Origin of the sequence: Pseudomonas sp. 44 R 15 (assembly GCF_900004965.1) — a bacterium.
Lineage (GTDB): Bacteria > Pseudomonadota > Gammaproteobacteria > Pseudomonadales > Pseudomonadaceae > Aquipseudomonas > Aquipseudomonas orientalis_A.
The window spans coordinates 1-15,296 of record NZ_CVTU01000061.1; the positions used below are offsets into that span (position 1 = coordinate 1).

Consider the following 15,296-nt stretch of genomic DNA (forward strand, 5'->3'; position numbering starts at 1 on the left):
GCTGGCGGCGGCGAGTGCCGACGTCAGCGTCGCCCGCGCGGCGATGCTGCCTGCGGTGACCCTGGGCGCGACCCTGGGTTCGGGCGCCTACAAGGCCGACGAGATCCTGCGCAGCCCGTTCTACACCCTGACCTCGGGCCTGGTGGCGCCGATCTTCAACAACGGTCGTTTAAGCGCCGAACGCGACAAGGCCCGCGCGCGCCAGGATGAGCTTCTGCAAATCTACCGTGGGGCGATCATCAACGGCTTTGCCGATGTGGAAAAAGCCCTCAGCAGCATCAGCCGCCTCGACCAGCAACGCCAATGGCAAGCCGAAGAACTGCAACAGGCCCGGACTGCGTTCCAGATCGCCGAAAGCCGCTACCAGGCGGGCGCCGAGGATTTGCTCACAGTGCTGGAGACCCAACGCACGTTGTACGCGGCCCAGGACTTGGACGTGCAGCTGCGGCTGTCGCGCCTGCAGGCCAGCATCGCGTTGTACAAAGCCTTGGGCGGTGGCTGGAATAGCGGCACCTGATAAACGAAACTCCAGTTTCGTACACGATCCGTTTAATCGCCTTACATTATTAGACCCAAGGTCCTTGGTAAAAAAGCCGACTTCACACGGCTTCCCGGGACCTTCTAATGAAATCCAGCGTTGTTGGAAAATGCCTGGTCTGCCTCGGCGGCTGGCTGATCGCACACCTGGCCCTGGCCGAGCCGTTGATCGCGCCCACCGCCATTGATTGGTTACTCGATTGCCCGTTCCCGGTGTTCGAGCAGCTCGACCCCGACGTACTCGCCCGTACCCAATGTGGCCTGGTGACGGTGCCCCGCGACCATGCCGCCCCTGGCCGCGGCCGCCTGCGCTTGAGCGTGACACGCGTCGGCGCGCGCGACCCGCTCAACCGCGAGGGCGTGGTGTTTATCCAGTCCGGCGATCCGCGTACGGCCAGAAACACCACCTTTGCCCTGCATCTGGCCGGCCGCTGGGAGTCTTACGCCACCCCGGCGTATCGCATGCTCGTCGACCGCTACGACATGATCGAACTGAGCAGCCGCGACCTCAAAGGCAGCGATGCCGTCGAACAGGCGGCAGAGGATATGGAGTATGTGCGCGGGCAACTGGGCGAGTCCCGGCTCAACTACGTCGGCAATGCCGACGCGGCGCGCCTGGGCAACCGCTACGCCACGCTGTTTCCCGAACGCATCGCACGCATGGTGCTGGTCAACGCCGGGCGCGGCGAACCGAGCGCGTCCGGCGTCGACTCGCTGCTGCTCAAGGAACCCGCCCAGGCCACGGCCGACGGCTGCGTCAGCCGCTGGCTCGGGGAGTTTCTGGCCTACGGCAAACAGCCTCCGGCGAACACCCGGTGTCTCGACCGTGGCGGCTGGGAGTGAGCCGTACCGGATCTACCGAAGTTCGATCACTCTTGATTCACCCCACAACCCAATGTGGGAGGGGCGGTGCGACGATTCGACTTGCCCCCGATGACCATAAGTATCTACACAACTCAGCAGCGCCCAACCGTAACCACGATGCGCAGCGAGTCGCTCTTGATCTGGCTTTTGATCTTGATCTCAGGCGCCCCGTTAAACCACGCTGGCCGAACGCAGGCTTGAATCCGTGGGTAACCCGGCAGGACGCCGGGTTAGCCGCCCCGCGCCATGGATGGCGCGTGGCGGCGGCCCACGGATTCAAGCCTGCGTTCGGGCACACCGAGCCTAAGCGAGGTGCCGAGTGGTGGGGCAAGAGCGTTTTGCTTACTTTTGCGCTTTTCAAAAGTGAGCCGCCGTCAGGGCGGAACCCTAAGTGGCCGTGACCGCAGAAACGGATATGTACTCGATCTGATCCAACATCCTGGTCGGCCCAGAGGCCGCCATCGGGGGCAAGCCCCCTCCCACATTTGCACTGCATTCCAATCAAAAGATGCCTGCCCTAATAATAGCTATCTACCGCTTCCCGCCGCTCCAGCAGGTATCAACTGTCCAGCGTACTCAACCCTCCGGCGGCCTGATAACCGCCAGGGGTTTCCCGACTGAACAGAGCGATCCCGATGGTCCCCCTTAAATACAAAGACTTGCTGATCAACTTCACTAACAACTTTACTCAGCTCTGGAACAACCGGCGTCGCGAGGATGGGCATTTTGGCGACGCGCCCGCCGGTCTCTGGCGCCCTCGCATTCCTCCGAAGCTGGCTGGCTACTACCCGATCGGCGACAGGCTTGAAGATAATTTCAACACCATCGACGGCGTCCAGGCGATGCCGGTGGTCGCCGATGCCAATGGCCCCACGGGTACCGCCTTGAAGCCACCCACGGATTTCGAACGGGTATGGGCCTTTGAGCAACCGGGGCACAACGTGTCGATCTGGCGCCCGGTGCCGCCTGAAGGCTATGTGGCAATGGGATTGGTAGTTGGCAACGGCCTGCTTGAGCCTTCCGTGAATGCGGTTCGGTGCCTGCGTGATGATCTGCCGGTCACGTCGCACATCGACGAACTGCTGTGGAGCGATCGAGGCACCGGCGCACCCGGGGATTTTTCCGCCTGGAGTATCAAGCCGCCCACTGCGCCACCGGCTGAAGTGTATTTCAGCGCCGCCACTTTCATGGGCCAGCCGGGCTATGCTCGACCGTTGGCCAGTCCCCCCGTGCATGCCCTGCGCGCACATATGCTGATTGAATCGACGGCGCCCAGCGTCGCCCCCATTCTGCACAGCTACGCCAAGCCTTCAGCGTTCGAAAAAACCACCACGGCCTATGTCACCCAACTGCCCTGGTTCACTATCGAAGACCCCGACCTGACCCCTATGGAACAGTTGACCCAGACGCCCTACTACCAGTTGGAGCGCAAGGATTACTACGTGTTGCTCAACCACGCGCATAACAACACTTCGACCGTACAACGCTATAACTGGGCGAGTACCCGCATCGAAAATGGGTCGACCACCGAGAGCACCTCGCAGACCGTCGGCACAGAAAGCAGCGTCGAACTGCAATTCGCCAGTTTCTTCAAGGCCTCTGCAAAAATCAGCCTGAGCGTCACCCATGTCAGCACGCAAACCCGAGGCTGGGCCAAATCCGAAACCTACACCGTCTGGTGCACCCTGGGGCCTCACAAGGCGGTGGCGGTCTACCTGATCAACAGCGACTATCGCCTGCTCAGGGCGGATGGGCGCCAGGTGGGCCAGATGTATACCCGAAGCAATGAAAACAGCTTGTACTGGAGCGAATACCCTGCGACCCAGGGCAATACCGTCAGGGTCAGCCGCTCCATAGCAGGAGAAACGTCCGCCGAAATTATCCTGCCCTGAGTGAACGCGCCATTGCGCTCACCCTTTACCGCCAGTCGTCCTACAATGGCGCCGACTTTCCTCTGATTTCGGAACCGACATGGACATCGAGCTGGCACGCACCTTCCTCGAAATCACCCGCTGCGGCAGCCTCGCCGCAGCGGCGGAGAAACTGCACGTCACCCAGACCGCCATCACCGCACGGGTGAAAAACCTGGAAAACCAGTTGGGCAGTACGCTGTTTGTGCGCAATCGCGCCGGTGCCCGTCTGACCGCCGACGGCGAGGCCTTCGTGGTGTACGCCAACCAGTTGCTGCAAACCTGGGAAGCGGCGCGCCGCGACCTGCCGTTGCCCGATGGCTATCGTAATGTGCTGCATATCGGCGGTGAGGTCAGCCTGTGCAACCCGCTGATGCTCGGCTGGGCCAAGGCGCTGCGCGAGCATATCCCCGGGCATGCCCTGCGCACCGAAATTCGCGAGGGCGAATACCTGTTGCGCCAGTTGGAGTTGGGCGTGCTCGACGCCGCGCTGGTGTTCCAGCCGCAGTACTGGCCGGGCTTGCAGGTGGAGCAGGTGCTGGAAGAAAAACTGATCCTGGTGCAACTGACGAGCCAGCCCGAGCCGTACGTGTATATCGACTGGGGCCAGGGTTTTCGCCAGCAGCACGACGCCGCCCTGCCCGACCACGCGCGCGCGGCCGTGAGTTTCAACCTCGGGCCGCTGGCGTTGCAGTACATCCTGGAGAACGGTGGCGCCGGGTATTTCCGCACGCGCGTGGTGCAGAGCTACCTGGACAGCGGCGTGATGCAGCGGGTGGCCAAGGCGCCGGAATTCAGTTTCCCGACGTACCTGGTGTATTCGCGGGCGCGGGATTCGGCGGTGCTGCAGCAGGCGTTGACCTTGTTGCGCGAAGTGGTCAAGGCCGAAGGTGACTGGTCGCAGCGCTGGGACCCGCTGATTTGAATCACCCTGGGCCGGCGCGCATGCTAGCCTGCGGGTGTGTCCTCTTGCAGCCTTACCGATGAACAAGAAAAAGTCCGTCACCATCAGCGACATCGCCAAACGCGTGGGCATGACCACCATCACCGTGTCCCGGGCGTTGAGCAAACCTGACCTGGTCAAACCCGCCACCCTGGCGCGCATTCTGGAAGTGGCGCGCGAACTCGACTACGTGCCCAATGCCTTCGCGCGTGGGCTCAAGCGCAGTGAAAGCCTGATCATCGGCGTGATCACCGCATCGGTGGACAACCCGTTCTACAGCGAGATGATCAAGGCGATCTCCCGCGAAGCGAAAAAGCACGGCTACACCATCATGCTGGTGGACACCGATGAGCTCGAAGAATTGGAAAGCAAGGCCGTCGATACCCTGCTGGGTTATCGCGTGGCGGGGATCATCCTGTCGCCGGTCTCCGATGAGCCAAGCTACCAGCCCGACTATCTCGAGCGCCTGGGCAACGGCAAGACCCCGGTGGTGCTGCTTGACCGCACACTCCACGACAGCCCGTTCAGCCGCGTGGTGCTCGACAACTACCACAGCGGCATCCAGGCCGCGCATTACCTGTTGCGCCAGACCCCGGACCTCAAGCGCCTGCTGGTGCTGACCGGCCCCGAACACTCGCGCATCACCGTCGAACGCCTCAAGGGCCTGCGCGAAGTGCTGGCCGAGCATCCCCAGGTGCAGGTCGAGGTGCAGGCCGGGGACTACACGCTGATGCCGTCCTACCTGCACACCCTCGACTACCTCGCCGCGCACTCGGCGCCGGACGCGATCATGGGCTTCAACCAATTGATCACCCTCGGCGCCCTGCGCGCGTTGCGCATGCACAACATCGCCCACGACAGCCTGACCATCTGCGGCATCGACCGCCTGCCCTTCGCCGATATTTTCGGCGTGCCCATCGCCTGCGTGGCCCACGATGCGTCGCTGGCCGGCAGCAGCGCGGTGCGCCTGTTGCTCGATCGCCTGCAAGACCCGCACAAGCCACGGGACAAGGTGGTCATCGCCGGGCAGTTGGAGAACGGCTAACGGCTGGTATAGCCGCCATCAATCGGCAAGCTCACGCCGCTGATCATGCTGGCCGCATCGCTGAGCAGGAACAGCACCGGCAACGCGACGTCCACGGTGTGCGCAAAACGGCCCAGGGGAATGGCGGCCAGTGCCGGGTCGCGCTTGACCGGATCGGACCAGGCCATGGTCGCCATCGGCGTAAGGGTAACAGTGGGGTTGACGCTGTTGACGCGAATGCCGAAGCGACCCCATTCGGCGCATTGCACGCGGGTGATCGCATCGAGGGCGGCCTTGGAGGCGCAGTAGCTCAGGTGATCATCCAGCGCCACCAGCGAGGCCTGGCTTGAGACGTTGACGATGCTGCCGGCGATGTTCTCTTCGATCATTTTTGCCGCCACACGGCTGGCCACGTGCGCCGCGGCGCGGGCGTTGACCTGCATCACCTGGTCGAAGGCTTCGGCGCTGATGGCGGCGGCGGGCTCCAGGCGTGAAATGCCGGCGCAGTTGACCAGGCCGTGCAGCGCCGGCAGCTCACTCAAGGCGTGGTCGAGTGCGGCGCTGTCGGCGATATCCACGCTCAGGCTGTGGCAGCCCAGTTCGGCCAGGGCCTGGGCGTCGCGGCCCAGGGCGAAGACCTCGGCGCCACTGGCGATCAGCTGCCGGGCGATTTCGCGGCCGATGCCGCTGCTGGCGCCGGTGACGAGGATGCGCTGGTGAGTGAAGTCGAAAGTAGCCTGCATGATAAAATTCCCGAAACAATGGTGATCCCTGTGGGAGGGGGCTTGCCCCAGATAGCGGTGTGTCATTCAACACCGGGGCGACTGTTACACCGCCATCGGCAGCAAGCCCCCTCCCACATGTTTGACCCTGTCGGGTCAGTTGGCCTGCAGGTTATGCATGATCGGTTTCAGCGCGGGATACAGCTTCAGGTACTCGGCAAACGCCTGGTCGTAGACCGCGACATTCTCCCGCTTGGGCTGCGCCCGCAATGCCAACTGCACCCAGCCCTTGTCCATCGCCTCATCACTGACCAACCCCACCGTGTGCGCTGCCAGCAACGCCGCCCCCAGCGCCGCTTCGACTTCCTGGACGATGGTGTACACCGGGTAGCGCGTCACGTCCGCGATGATCTGCATCCACACATCCGAATGGCTCGCACCGCCCACCACGATCAAGCGCGGGTCAAGGGAATGTGCGCCCCGGGTGCCGGCTTCGATATTGTGGCGCAGGGCAAAACTCACCCCTTCGAGCACGGCGCGGTACAGGTGGATGCGCGTGTGATACAGGTTCAGCCCGACAAAACTGCCGCTGGCGCGGTCGTCCCACACCGGGCTGCGCTCGCCCATCAGGTACGGCAGGAACAACAGGCCCTCGCTGCCCGCCGGGATATTCATCGCGCTGCGCTCGAGCAACACCAGGCTGTCCTCGCCGCTGGCCCGGGCCTGTTGCTCCTCGGCCTGGCAGAACTGCTCGCGGAACCAACTGACCGAGGCCCCTGCGGTGATCGCACCACCAAAGATGTACAGGTCGCGATGACCGTTATAGACGTGAGGCATGCTCACCAACCCGTGCTGCGCGTCCACCCGCTGGTTGAGGTAGCCCCAACACATGCTGGTGCCGATCATCGCCACATGGTTGCCCGGTTGGGTGACGCCGGCCGCCAGGGTCGCCATGGCCGCATCCACGCCACCGGCGAGCACCGGCGTGCCCGCCTGCAGGCCCAGGCGCGCGGCCCAGTCCTGAAGCAAACCGCCCACCACCTCGCCGGAATACAGCAACCGCTCCGGCATCATCGCCGGCGGGATGCCCAGTGCATCGAGCATCTCGCCCGACCAGCCGCGCGCAACCACATCGTAGACACCGCCGATATTGCCGGCGCTGCTGTGGTCCACCGCCAGCTCGCCGGTCAGGCACCAGTTGATATAGCTGTTGGGCGGCAGCAGGTAGCGCGTGTTGGCCCACACGTCAGGCTGGTGCTGCTTGAGCCAGAGCATCTTGGTGAAGCCGTAGTAGCTGTCCAGCGAGTTGCCGGTGACCGCATACATTCGGTCCAGATCGACATTCCCACGCACCCACGCCACTTGCTCACCGGCACGACGGTCCATCCAGATCAGGCACGGGTGCAACGGTGTGATCTGCGCATCCACCGCGATTCCCGAGCCGCCGTACAGGCTGCTGATGCACAACGCCTTGACCTGTTGCGCCGCAACACCGGCCTTGAGCATGCACTGCGCCACACACGCCTCGACCGCATCCAGCCAGACCTGCGGCCATTGCTCGGCCCAGCGCACTTTCGGCGTATCCACGCGATAGCCCTGGCTGTGCTGGGCGATGATCGTGCCGTGGGCATCCACCAGCAGCGCCTTGGTGCTCTGGGTCCCTATGTCTACACCCATCACGTAGTTCATCGTCAGAGCACCGGCTTCAACAGCACCTTGATCGACTTGGTCGAGTTGGCCAGCTCGAAGGCCTCGGCGAAGTCATCCAGCGGGAAGTCATGGGTGACGATGCCTTTTGACGTGACCAGGCCGCGTTCGAACAGGTCGATGGCAATTGGGTAGCAATACGGACCCAGGTGGGCGCCGCGTACGTCCAGCTCCTTGCGGTCGCCGATGATCGACCAGTCCACGCTGGTCTCGGCGCCGAACACGCTGAATTCGACGAAGCGCCCGAGCTTGCGGATCAGGTCCAGGCCCTGGGTGACGCCGGCCGGTACGCCGGTGGTCTCGATGTACACGTCGCAGCCATAATTATCGGTAAGGCCGTTGATGATTGCGCGAGCGTTGTCCCGCGACGGGTTGATCACCACATCGGCGCCGAACTTTTTCGCCAGCTCCAGACGCTCGTCGACCATGTCGATCACCACCAGTTTCTTCGGCGTCTTCAGCGCCGCCACCTGCACCATGCACAGGCCCAGGGTGCCGGCGCCGGCAATCACCACCACGTCGTCAAGCTGGATATCGCCACGGTTGACCGTATGGATCGAGCAGGCCATGGGCTCCACCAGCGCCGAGTCTTCCAGGGACACCGACTCGGGAATCTTGTGCACGATGGCCGTCTTGGGAATGCGCATGTATTGAGCCATACCGCCCTCGGCGACCTCACGCTGAAAGCCGAAGATGTTGTGCACTTCGCACATCCAGTATTTGCCCGACTTGCAGAATCGGCACTTGCTGCAAGGCACGATCTGCTCGGCGATCACCTTGTCGCCCACCGTCACTTCGAAGTGCTCCTCGGCGCCCTCGCCCGCCTCCACCACATAGCCGAAAAACTCGTGGCCCGGCACCACAGGCGCCTTGACCCAAGGATTGTCGCCGCCCCAGAACATCGCCGCGCCAGAATGGCACTTGCAATCGCTGGCGCAGATGCCGCAGGCAGCAATGCGGATCACCAGTTCATTGGGCCGCGCCTGGGGTTTGCCGATGCGCTCCAGGCGGTAGTCTTTGGGGCCGTGGCAGACGACGGCTTGCATATCAGTGTGCTTGTCCATGGTGTTCGTTCCTGTGTGGATAGAGGGTTAGCGATGGCGCTGACGGCTGATAAAGATCGCCAGCAAAATGATTGCGCCCTTGATCACGCTCTGCACGTAAGGCGATACGCCGAGCATGTTCAAGCCGTTGTTCAAGACGCCGAGCAACATGGCGCCGAGCAAGGTGCCGATGATCACGCCGCGCCCGCCGGCAATCGACGCACCGCCCAGTACCACGGCGGCAATCGCATCCAGTTCGAACGACACACCGGCATTCGGCTGGCCGCTCATCAGGCGTGAGGTCAGCACCAGCCCGGCAATCGCTGCGGTGAGGCCACTGATGCCGTACACCAGCAATTTGAAGCGCGCCGCCCGTACCCCGGACAAGCGCACCGCCTCCTCATTGCCGCCGATGGCGTAGATGTAGCGACCGATGCGCGTGTGCTGCAGCAGCACATAGGCCGTCAGGTAAGTGAGCAGCATGATCAGAATCGGCACCTGGATGCCCAATACGCTGGCGCGGCCGAACACCGCGAACCACTCCGGCAACCCGGAAATCGGATAGCCGTCGGTGTACATCAGCCCCAGGCCCCGGGCGATGCCCATGGTCGCCAGGGTCACGATGATCGGCGGCATATGCAGGTAGGCCACGAACAGGCCGTTGCCGATGCCGAACGCCACACCCACCAGCATCCCCGCACCGATTGCCAGGCCCGGCGGCAGCCCCGCGACCATCAAGCCGGCCGTGAGCGTGCCGGACAGCGCCATCACCGGCCCCACCGACAGATCAATGCCGCCGGTAAGAATCACGCAGGTCATGCCCACCGCGATGATCGCGTTGATCGACACCTGGCGCGCAATGTTCGACAGGTTGCCGGCGGTGAGGAAGGTGTCGCTGGCGAGAATCATCACCAGGGTCACCACCACCAGCCCGACAAAGGGATAAAACGCCGGCGAGCGCAGCAACCGCGCCAGGTTCAGGCGCAACCGGCCGGTGCCTGCGGCATTAATGGACGTATTCACTTGAGCCCCCTGTTGCATGGCGCATGACCTCTTGAGGATTGACGGCGGACGCTTCCAGCACCTTGACGATCGCGCCCTTGTGGAAGACCGCGACGCGGTCGCACATGCCGATGACTTCCGGCAGTTCGGAGGAAATCATGATGATCGCGTAGCCCTGTTCGGTGAGGCTGCGCATCAGCGCGTAGATCTGCGCCTTGGCGCCGACATCGATGCCCCGGGTGGGTTCGTCGAACACCAGCACGTCGCAGTGGTGGTTGATCCAGCGGGCAATCACCACCTTCTGCTGGTTGCCGCCGCTGAGGTTGAACACGCGGCTTTCCGCGCTGGGCGCCTTGATCGACAGCTGGCGCATCAGCGCTTCGACGCTGGCGCATTCCCTGGCCGTGTCGATCAGGCCCGCGGCGTTCTGGTATTTGGGCAGGTTGTTCAACGAGATATTTTCGCGAATGCTGAAGTCGGTGATCAGCCCTTCGCTCTTGCGGCTCTCCGGCAGCAGGCCGATGCCGTGCGCCAGGGCCTGGGCCGGGTCGTCGAGGCTGACCTTTTCGCCGCGCAGCCACACGTCTTTGCTCACCGAGGGCAGCGCGCCCATCATGCCCAGGGCCAGTTCGGTGCGACCGGAACCGACCAGGCCGGCAAAGCCGAGGATTTCACCGCTGTGCAAGTCAAAGCGGTTATGCGGGCCGTTGCGCACCAGCTGGATGTCCTTGACCTCCAGCAGCAAAGGCCCGCGTGCGGTGCTGGGCTTGGGCGGGAAACTGCATTCCAGGCGGCGGCCGACCATCATCTCGACCAGACGGTCGATATCGCTGTCGGCCACGGCGGTGACGCCTGCATTGCCGCCATCGCGCAACACACTGATGCGGTCGCACACCTGGAAAATCTCCTCCAGATGGTGCGAGATGAAAATCACTGCCACGCCCTGGCGCTTGAGTTCGCGCATGATCTCGAACAGCAGCTCGGCCTCGCTGGGCGTCAGCGTTGCGGTAGGTTCATCGAGCACCAGCAAACGCGCATCCAGGGCCAGGGCCTTGGCGATCTCGACGAACTGCTGCTCGGCCACGCTCAGGTGCCTGACGGCGCATTCCAGGTTAATCGACACGCCCAGGCGCTTGAACAACGCCTGGCAGGCCTCAAGCATTTCGCGTTTACGCAACAGGCCGAAGCGGTTGCTCAGCTCATGGCCGAGGAAGATATTTTCCACCGCCGTGAGGTAGGGAATCAGGCTGAATTCCTGGAACACAATGCCGATGCCGGCGGCAATCGCATCACGGTAGGTCGCAAATTGCCGGGGCTGGCCGTCGATCAGGATCTGCCCTTCGTCCTGATGCTCGACGCCGCCGAGGATCTTCATCAGGGTGGATTTGCCCGCGCCGTTCTCCCCGAGCAACGCGTGGATTTCGCCGCGCTCCACTTGCAGGTTGATGGACTGGAGGGCCTGCACCCCCGGGTAACGCTTACAGATATTTTCCAGCTTCAGAAGACTGCTCATACCGAAGGCCTCGTACTCAGAAGGAAGACCTGCGCCCCACGGCAGACGTGGGGCGCAGGGGTTTACCAGCTGAAGTTTCCGGCCTTGGCCTGGTCGATCAGGGTGATGTCCACCGGGATCGTGGCGGGCACTTGCGAGCCCCACTTCCTGGCCAGGGCAACACCCAGGGCCAGGCGGATCTGGTCACGGGGGTATTGGGCCGAGGTGGCGATGAACTTGCTGCCGGGTTTCTGGATCGCCTTGATCGCTTCCGGCGCACCGTCGACGCTCACCAGCTTCACATCCATGCCGCTGGCTTCGATGGCCGACAGCGCGCCGAGGGAGCCGTTGTCGTTCACGCTGAAAATGCCCTTGAGGGTGGGCTGGGCCTGCAACATGTTTTCGGTGACGGTCAGCGCCTGGTCACGTTCCTGCTTGCCGTTCTGGATGCTGACAATCTTGATGTCCGGGTGCTTGGCCACCGCCTCCTTGCAACCGCGCACACGTTCGAGGATCGGCACCACGGCAATGCCGTCGAGGATGGCGATATTGCCTTTGTCGCCGATGTGCCTGGCCAGGTACTCACAGGCCTGGAAACCGGCATCGAAGTTTTTCGAGCCGACGAAAGAATCCAGCGGGCCCTCCGCCTGGGCGTCCACTGCCACTACGACCACACCGGCAGCATGGGCGGACTTGACCGCCGATTGCACACCGACCGAGTCGGTCGGGTTGATCAGCAGGATATCGATGCCTTTTTGCAGCATGTCTTCGACGTCACTGACCTGCTTGGACACGTCATGCCGGGCGTCGGTAATGATCAATGTCGCCCCTATGCTCGCGCCGGCCTCTTCCAGGGCGTTTTTCATGGTGACGAAATAGGGGTTGTTGATCTCCTGGAAGGAGGCGCCGATGCGGATCGGCTTGGCGGCTTCGGCAAACACAGGGGAAACGCTGCCCAGAGTGATGCTGGCAGCCAATAAACACAGGGTTTTCGGGAGCATTTTCATGGCGTGGGTCTCTGTTTTGTTTTTATTTTTAGAGCAAATGTTATCGTTAACATTTTGCCAGAAGCTAACAAGGAAATTAGGTCCGCGCAAGGGGCCATTGGTCAGACTCGATCCAAATGTGGGAGGGGCGGTGCGACGATTCGACTTGCCCCCGATAGCGGTGTATCAGTTAGCAATGCATTTACTGACACTGCCTCATCGGGGCATAGGTATCTACACAACTCAGCAGCGCCCAACCGTAACCACGATGCGAAGCGAGCCGCTCTTGATCTTGCTCTGCTTTTGATCCTGATCTCAGGCGCCCCGTTAAACCACGCTGGCCGAACGAAGGCTTGAATCCGTGGGCAACCCGGCAGGACGCCGGGTTAGCCGCCCCGCGCCATGGATGGCGCGTGGCGGCGGCCCACGGATTCAAGCCTGCGTTCGGGCACACCGAGCCTAGGCGAGGTGCCGAGTGGTGGGGCAAGAGCGTTTTGCTTACTTTTGCGCTTTTCAAAAGTGAGCCGCTGTAAAAGCGGAACCATTAGCAGCCGTTACCGCAGAAACGGATATGTACTCGTTCCAATCCAACATCCCGGTCGGCCCAGAGGCCGCCATCGGGGGCAAGTCGAATCGTTGCACCGCCCCTCCCACATTCGAATTGTTGCAGCCTGCAAAAATGTGCGGCAGACGGCGCAAAAAAGGGGCAGCCCCTGGAGGCTGCCCCTTCTGTTTCACATCACTGAATCAATGGATGATGTCCTGAGTGCAGATATGCCCCAGGCTGACGTATTGCGCGTTGTTACCGCCGACGCCCACGCCGGGGAATTCGGCCAGCTCGATGCGCCAGCCACCCTGGTTGTAGGTGGTTCTCCAGATGTACGGTACGCCGGTGCTGCTGTCGTTGATCACCGTGGTGTAATCACCGAAGCAGGTACCGATATTGGCCGTGGCCTGGGAGACACCCGCGCTGTTGGTGGTCGCCTTGTAGTCGACCCAGCGGTAGTTAAAGTCGACGAAGTGGTTATCCACGCGCAACACCGGGGTGACGCCCAGCAGCGGCGCGCCGGTGGAGTCCGACCACTGGGTCGACCAATTCAGCAGCCGTGCGGTCTGGGTGGCCAGCGGCATCTCGCTCACCGGCACCCGTACGATGTTGTCACCCTTGACACTGCTGGTGTTCAGGCGCGGCGTGGAGCCCAGGCTCAACTGGTAATACTTGCTCGGGTCCTGCGCCACCGCCGGATTGGCCCGCACACGCACCTTCACGGTGGTGCCCGGCGTTACGCTCGGATAGGTCGAGGTGGAGCCGGCCGGCACGGTAATCCAATTGGCGCCATCGAATCGGTCGAAGATCCACTGGTTACGGCTGCCGTCCTCGTCGCCCGCCAAGTACATGCTCACACTTTGCCCACGTACCGCCTTGAAGTCGAAGTAATCGACATCGCCGGCATTGTCGAGGTTGCCGCTGACCTTGTTCATCGAGTCGGGCAATACGAACGCGGTTTGCGCGCTGTCGTTGGGCTCGAATGCGTCGATGTTGCTGTCCACCGCCACGCCGAAACTGAACTGCGCGTTATCGGCGACCTTGGCCACCATGTACCAGTAGTAGTCACCTGCCGACAGTACACCGTTGAGGTATTCATCGGCATTGCCTGCGGCGTCCGAAGAACCCACCACACTCAGATTGCCCTGGCCGTCATCCTGGAACAGGGTCAGCGACATGTCCGCCCCTGCACTCTGGTTGACCAGTTGCACCAGCACCCGCGCGTTCTGCGCCAGATTGAAGTGGTAGGCAAACTCGTTACCGGCCTGCACGCCATCGACGGTGTAAAGCGTGTTGATATCCAGGGTGGGGAACAGCGGTTCAAACGCTGCAACCGCCGCGCTTTTCAGTTGGCTTTGCGCCGGTTTCTTCAGCTCACCGACCACGCTGTCGAACGGCGCGGACTTGAGGGCTTTGGTCACCGTTTTAGACTGGCCGGACTTGGCCACTGAGAGTTTTTGCTTGAGCTCAGGCGACACCTTCGACGCGTCCAGCTTGCCGCCGGACTTGAGCGCCGTGTTCACGGCCTGCTTGATCGCTTCGGCACTGAGTTTCGAAGGCGCTTGATCAGCGAGGGCGCAAGCCGAGACGAAGCAGGAGGCCATCATGGCCGCGCCCAGCATAAGGGCTTTTTTCGATTTCATTTTTTATCCATCCATAGTTAAAAAATAGAAGCTCAGGTGATCGGCGACATCCGGTCACCTGGGATGGACTCTAGGACAATACTGGTTTTATGTACAGTAGTTTTTTTGAGAGTGGGTTGACCGTTCCGAGGGGGGCCAATCGATCAGCTAGTAGCCCGTCATCTCCAGATACCCCACCCCACCGTCGAACTTCACCGGCCCTTCCCAATAGGGAATGCCCAGGTTCATCCACGCCTTCGAATTGACGGCCTCGGGGGTGATGTCCAGGTGCTTGCCGGGGATTTTCAGCGACCAACGCGTGGGAATGCTGCGCCCGTCAATCTCGGTGGTGGTCAGCGGCGCCAGTTGGATATCCGCGTTGTGCAGAGTCTCGGTGCCTCCCTGGGCGTCGATCCAGGTGCCGGTGAGGTAGCCGCCGCCGTCCTTTTGCCGCACGCGAAACAGCATCAGTTGTTCGCCTCGGTCCAGGTGCAGGGAGAACCAGTCCCAGCCGGTCTGGTTGGCGGCCAGGGGCTGGCTGCTCCATTCGCGGTCGAGCCAGGCGTTGCCGCTGACCTGGTAGGTCTGGCCGTCGAGCGTGACGCTGCCGTTGGCGCTGAAGAACGGCTGGCTGTAGTAGTAGGACGCCTGGCCCTGGTCGGATTTGCGGCTGTAGCCGTGGTCGCCCTGCAGCACCAGCGGGCGACTGGAGGTCAGTTGCAGGTCGTAGGCGAACTGCGCGCCACTGGCCTTGAGTTGCATATCGGCCAGGGGGTTGGCGGCGCCAGGGCGGGTGGCGAAGTTCCAGTCATCGATCCAGGCGTTGAACGGCAGCGCCTGCGCCCCGGCCTGGCCGACGCCGCCCCGGGCAAAGCGCTCGGCGGCGTAGTGGCGGCT

At 62.6% G+C, this 15,296-nt stretch carries 13 protein-coding genes; 5 read left to right on the forward strand and 8 right to left on the reverse strand.

The genetic code is table 11. From position 1 onward, the window contains the following. From BFP93_RS07120 to BFP93_RS07140, 5 genes are all read left to right on the forward strand, one after another. Nucleotides 1-517: TolC family protein (locus BFP93_RS07120; protein WP_176717554.1), on the forward strand; the 517-nt coding region annotated here is incomplete at its 5' end. 107 nt (nt 518-624) lie between these two features. Continuing rightward, nucleotides 625-1,380 (forward strand): proteinase, encoded by a 756-nt coding sequence (locus BFP93_RS07125; protein ID WP_065892576.1) that lies wholly within the window; start codon nt 625-627, stop codon nt 1,378-1,380. Between the two features lie 656 nt (nt 1,381-2,036). After that, entirely contained in the window at nt 2,037-3,293 is a 1,257-nt protein-coding gene (locus BFP93_RS07130; protein ID WP_065892577.1) for a Vps62-related protein, read from the forward strand. Between the two features lie 79 nt (nt 3,294-3,372). After that, nucleotides 3,373-4,236, forward strand: coding sequence for a LysR family transcriptional regulator (locus tag BFP93_RS07135; protein ID WP_065892578.1), 864 nt, complete (start codon nt 3,373-3,375; stop codon nt 4,234-4,236). Between the two features lie 58 nt (nt 4,237-4,294). Beyond that, on the forward strand, nt 4,295-5,299 hold the full coding sequence (locus BFP93_RS07140; protein ID WP_065892579.1) for a LacI family DNA-binding transcriptional regulator: 1,005 nt from the start codon (nt 4,295-4,297) through the stop codon (nt 5,297-5,299). Here the strand turns inward: BFP93_RS07140 and BFP93_RS07145 are convergent. The 8 genes from BFP93_RS07145 to BFP93_RS07180 form a co-directional block, all read right to left on the reverse strand. Continuing rightward, entirely contained in the window at nt 5,296-6,021 is a 726-nt protein-coding gene (locus tag BFP93_RS07145) for an SDR family oxidoreductase (protein WP_065892580.1), read from the reverse strand. The genes BFP93_RS07140 and BFP93_RS07145 overlap by 4 nt on opposite strands. 135 nt (nt 6,022-6,156) lie before the next feature. Beyond that, on the reverse strand, nt 6,157-7,689 hold the full coding sequence (locus tag BFP93_RS07150; RefSeq protein ID WP_065892581.1) for an FGGY-family carbohydrate kinase: 1,533 nt from the start codon (nt 7,687-7,689) through the stop codon (nt 6,157-6,159). A gap of 2 nt (nt 7,690-7,691) precedes the next feature. Next, nucleotides 7,692-8,771, reverse strand: coding sequence for an alcohol dehydrogenase catalytic domain-containing protein (locus BFP93_RS07155; protein ID WP_065892582.1), 1,080 nt, complete (start codon nt 8,769-8,771; stop codon nt 7,692-7,694). Between the two features lie 27 nt (nt 8,772-8,798). Beyond that, nucleotides 8,799-9,791, reverse strand: coding sequence for an ABC transporter permease (locus BFP93_RS07160; RefSeq protein ID WP_065892583.1), 993 nt, complete (start codon nt 9,789-9,791; stop codon nt 8,799-8,801). Beyond that, nucleotides 9,757-11,265: a sugar ABC transporter ATP-binding protein gene (locus tag BFP93_RS07165; RefSeq protein WP_065892584.1), complete on the reverse strand. Its 1,509-nt coding sequence runs from the start codon at nt 11,263-11,265 to the stop codon at nt 9,757-9,759. Before BFP93_RS07165 ends, BFP93_RS07160 begins: the two co-directional genes overlap by 35 nt. 62 nt (nt 11,266-11,327) lie before the next feature. Further along, complete coding sequence (locus BFP93_RS07170) at nt 11,328-12,251, reverse strand: substrate-binding domain-containing protein (RefSeq protein WP_065892585.1); 924 nt, start codon at nt 12,249-12,251, stop codon at nt 11,328-11,330. 726 nt (nt 12,252-12,977) lie between these two features. Further along, nucleotides 12,978-14,420 (reverse strand): hypothetical protein, encoded by a 1,443-nt coding sequence (locus BFP93_RS07175; RefSeq protein WP_065892586.1) that lies wholly within the window; start codon nt 14,418-14,420, stop codon nt 12,978-12,980. A gap of 147 nt (nt 14,421-14,567) precedes the next feature. After that, nucleotides 14,568-15,296 (reverse strand): lipocalin-like domain-containing protein (locus BFP93_RS07180; protein ID WP_065892587.1); only part of this gene is annotated, 729 nt, incomplete at its 5' end.

What these genes read in the sequence shown, in the direction of transcription:
- BFP93_RS07165 (WP_065892584.1), bottom strand. Translation starts at nt 11,265, where the DNA reads ATGAGCAGTCTTCTGAAGCTGGAAAATATCTGTAAGCGTTACCCGGGG.
- BFP93_RS07155 (WP_065892582.1), bottom strand. Translation starts at nt 8,771, where the DNA reads ATGGACAAGCACACTGATATGCAAGCCGTCGTCTGCCACGGCCCCAAA.
- BFP93_RS07135 (WP_065892578.1), top strand. Translation starts at nt 3,373, where the DNA reads ATGGACATCGAGCTGGCACGCACCTTCCTCGAAATCACCCGCTGCGGC.
- BFP93_RS07140 (WP_065892579.1), top strand. Translation starts at nt 4,295, where the DNA reads ATGAACAAGAAAAAGTCCGTCACCATCAGCGACATCGCCAAACGCGTG.
- BFP93_RS07175 (WP_065892586.1), bottom strand. Translation starts at nt 14,420, where the DNA reads ATGAAATCGAAAAAAGCCCTTATGCTGGGCGCGGCCATGATGGCCTCC.
- BFP93_RS07150 (WP_065892581.1), bottom strand. Translation starts at nt 7,689, where the DNA reads ATGAACTACGTGATGGGTGTAGACATAGGGACCCAGAGCACCAAGGCG.
- BFP93_RS07125 (WP_065892576.1), top strand. Translation starts at nt 625, where the DNA reads ATGAAATCCAGCGTTGTTGGAAAATGCCTGGTCTGCCTCGGCGGCTGG.
- BFP93_RS07170 (WP_065892585.1), bottom strand. Translation starts at nt 12,251, where the DNA reads ATGAAAATGCTCCCGAAAACCCTGTGTTTATTGGCTGCCAGCATCACT.
- BFP93_RS07160 (WP_065892583.1), bottom strand. Translation starts at nt 9,791, where the DNA reads ATGCAACAGGGGGCTCAAGTGAATACGTCCATTAATGCCGCAGGCACC.
- BFP93_RS07130 (WP_065892577.1), top strand. Translation starts at nt 2,037, where the DNA reads ATGGTCCCCCTTAAATACAAAGACTTGCTGATCAACTTCACTAACAAC.
- BFP93_RS07145 (WP_065892580.1), bottom strand. Translation starts at nt 6,021, where the DNA reads ATGCAGGCTACTTTCGACTTCACTCACCAGCGCATCCTCGTCACCGGC.